Annotated in this window: 2 protein-coding genes; both read left to right on the plus strand. The window is 38.4% G+C overall.

The window, feature by feature from the left end:
• Window positions 1–1,931, plus strand: a 1,931-nt coding sequence (gene secA, locus AC1DJR_RS22650) for a preprotein translocase subunit SecA (RefSeq protein WP_477003558.1), incomplete at its 5' end; no start/stop codon positions are given.
• Between the two features lie 143 nt (window positions 1,932–2,074).
• Window positions 2,075–3,173 (plus strand): peptide chain release factor 2 gene (gene prfB / locus AC1DJR_RS22655; protein WP_477003559.1). Its coding sequence is split into 2 segments (ribosomal slippage): window positions 2,075–2,146 and window positions 2,148–3,173, totalling 1,098 coding nucleotides; the frame shifts between segments, so codons are not numbered across the junction.
• The last annotated feature ends 216 nt before the right edge of the window (window positions 3,174–3,389 follow it).

Below are 3,389 nucleotides of genomic sequence, written 5' to 3' on the forward strand. Positions count from 1 at the left end.
GAGAGCAGTGCGTTCAGCGTCCACTTAATTTTGCTATCATCGATGAAGTCGATTCTATTTTAGTCGATGAAGCACGTACGCCGCTTATTATTTCGGGACAAGCTCAAAAATCAGCAGAGCTATACATGTTTGCAAATGCATTCGTTCGTACATTAGAAAATGAAAAAGAATATTCATTTGATGTGAAAACGAAAAATGTAATGTTAACAGAAGATGGTATTACGAAAGCTGAGAAAGCTTTCCATATCGATAACYTATTCGATTTAAAACATGTAGCACTTCTTCACCATATTAATCAGGCGCTTCGTGCACACGTTGTTATGCACCTTGATACAGATTATGTTGTACAAGAAGGCGAAATCGTAATCGTAGACCAATTCACTGGTCGTCTTATGAAAGGTCGTCGTTATAGCGAAGGTTTACATCAAGCTATTGAAGCAAAAGAAGGCGTAGAAATTCAAAATGAAAGTATGACGCTTGCAACAATTACGTTCCAAAACTACTTCCGTATGTACGAAAAATTATCTGGTATGACTGGTACAGCGAAAACGGAAGAAGAAGAATTCCGTAGTATTTACAATATGAATGTTATCGTAATTCCAACGAATAAAGATATTATTCGTGATGATCGTGCTGATTTAATCTTCAAATCAATGGAAGGTAAATTCAATGCAGTTGTTGAGGATATTGTAAATCGTCATAAGCAAGGGCAACCTATTCTTGTTGGTACAGTTGCAATTGAAACGTCAGAGCTTATTTCAAAAATGTTAACACGTAAAGGTGTACGTCATAATATCTTAAATGCAAAAAACCATGCGCGTGAAGCAGATATCATTGCAGAAGCTGGTATGAAAGGCGCTGTAACAATTGCGACGAATATGGCTGGTCGTGGTACGGATATTAAGTTAGGCGACGATATTAGAAACGTTGGCCTAGCAGTTATCGGTACAGAGCGTCACGAAAGTCGTCGTATTGATAATCAGTTACGTGGTCGTTCTGGTCGTCAAGGGGACCCTGGTGTAACACAGTTCTACTTATCAATGGAAGATGAACTAATGCGCCGCTTCGGTTCTGACAATATGAAAGCGATGATGGATCGCCTTGGTATGGATGATTCACAGCCAATCGAAAGTAAAATGGTTTCTCGTGCTGTAGAATCTGCGCAAAAACGTGTGGAAGGAAATAACTATGATGCACGTAAGCAGCTATTGCAATACGACGATGTACTTCGTCAACAACGTGAAGTAATTTATAAACAGCGTCAAGAAGTAATGGATTCAGAGAACTTACGCAGTATTATTGAAGGTATGATGAAATCTACGATAGAACGTGCTGTTGCACTTCATACGCAAGAAGAAATCGAAGAAGATTGGAGCATTAAAGGTCTTGTCGATTACTTAAATACAAACCTTCTTGAAGAAGGAGATGTAAAAGAAGAAGAGTTACGTCGCCTTGCTCCAGAAGAAATGAGCGAATCAATTATCGCGAAATTGTTAGAGCGTTATAACGAAAGAGAGAAGCTTCTACCTGAAGAGCAGACGCGTGAATTCGAAAAGGTTGTTGTATTCCGTGTTGTAGATACGAAATGGACAGATCATATCGATGCAATGGATCATCTTCGTGAAGGTATTCATTTACGTGCTTACGGACAAATCGATCCACTTCGTGAATACCAAATGGAAGGATTCGCAATGTTCGAGTCGATGATCGCTTCTATTGAAGAGGAAATCTCTCGTTACATTATGAAAGCTGAAATTGAGCAAAACTTAGAGCGTCAAGAAGTTGTTCAAGGTGAAGCTGTTCATCCATCAAGCGATGGCGAAGACGCGAAGAAAAAACCGGTTGTAAAAGGTGACCAAATGGGACGCAACGATTTATGTAAATGTGGTAGTGGCAAGAAATATAAAAACTGTTGTGGCATTGGGCAGTAATAAGAAACTGTAATTTAGACTGTTTTGCAAATTTTTACATCAAAAATGTATAATGAAAAGGATTAAACTCTCTCCGTAATAAGCGGAGAGAGTTTCCCTTGTTTTCATATGAAAGTAACAGCAATTACATAGAGGTGAAGGAAATGGAATTAGTAGAAATTAGGCAAGAATTAGAAAAAATGGCTAAGAGATTAGCGGCTTTTAGGGGGTCTCTTTGACCTTCCTACTAAGGAAAAACAAATTGCAGAATTAGAAGAAACGATGATGGGCGCTGGATTTTGGGATGACCAACAAGGCGCACAAGCTRTAATTAATGAAGCGAATGCGCTGAAAGATATGGTTGGAAGGTTCCGTCAGTTGGATGAGACGTTCGAAAACTTAGAAATGACGCATGACCTACTTAAAGAAGAGTATGATGAAGATTTACATGAAGAATTAGAATCTGAAGTGAAAACTTTAATTCACGAAATGAATGAGTACGAGCTGCAGTTACTATTAAGCGATCCTTATGATAAAAATAACGCTATTTTAGAATTACACCCAGGTGCAGGTGGAACAGAGTCACAAGACTGGGGTTCTATGTTATTACGTATGTACACGCGCTGGGCTGAARAACGTAGGTTTAAAGTAGAAACGGTTGACTACTTACCGGGCGATGAAGCTGGTATTAAGAGTGTTACATTATTAATTAAAGGTCATAACGCTTACGGTTACTTGAAAGCGGAGAAAGGTGTACATCGTCTTGTACGTATTTCACCGTTCGATTCTTCAGGTCGTCGTCATACATCGTTCGTATCTTGTGAAGTTGTACCTGAATTCAATGATGAAGTTGAAATTGAAGTGCGTACAGAAGATTTGAAAATAGATACGTATCGTGCAAGTGGTGCAGGTGGACAGCACGTTAATACGACAGATTCGGCAGTTCGTATAACTCATCTACCGACAAACACGGTTGTAACATGTCAGTCAGAGCGTTCTCAAATTAAAAACCGTGAGCATGCGATGAAAATGCTAAAAGCGAAATTATATCAAAAGAAATTAGAAGAACAACAAGCACAATTAGATGAAATTCGCGGAGAGCAAAAAGAAATTGGATGGGGCAGCCAAATCCGTTCTTACGTATTCCACCCGTATTCTCTTGTGAAAGACCATCGTACAAATACAGAAGTTGGTAACGTACAAGCAGTTATGGATGGGGAAATTAATCCGTTTATTGATGCGTATTTACGTTCTCGTATTTAGTAAGAGAAAAAGCCAACAGAATTGTTGGCACATGCTGAGGTCCAAGAGGATATAAAGAGGCTTATCTTATTTATATTGATGAAATAAAGAGGAAGAGAAGTTGGAAACGACAACTTCTCTTTTTGATGAGATTATATGTAGAATACAATGCCGTATATTGTTTTGTAAAAGTTAGAGAATAGTAAAACAAAGTGGTAATAGAGTAGGACTTTATAT

The organism is Bacillus sp. 05T31 (assembly GCF_056396725.1).